Genomic DNA, 236 nt, shown 5'->3' on the forward strand with positions numbered 1-236 from the left:
CGGGTGGCGGCGCCCTCATCCATGGTCAGCACCACCAGGTGCGAGGCCAGGCGCAGTAGCGGCGCCGCGTCCGCCAGCGCGCGGGCGGCTTCGCGGCTGCCGTCCCAGCAGTAGAGCACGCGTTCGCCCACCACCGGGAAATCGCCGCTGGACGGCACCACCAGCACGGGACGGCCGGCGGTCAGCAAAGTCTGTTCGACGAATTCATTTTCGTGCACGGCCTCGACGTCTTCGCG

The 236-nt window shown here is 70.3% G+C and carries 1 pseudogene; it reads right to left on the bottom strand.

The window, feature by feature from the left end:
• Positions 1-236: pseudogene (locus tag SB771_RS37030) on the bottom strand (universal stress protein); the annotation flags it as partial.

Source organism: Burkholderia sp. SIMBA_051, from assembly GCF_046534915.1.
Classification (GTDB): Bacteria; Pseudomonadota; Gammaproteobacteria; order Burkholderiales; family Burkholderiaceae; genus Burkholderia; species Burkholderia ambifaria.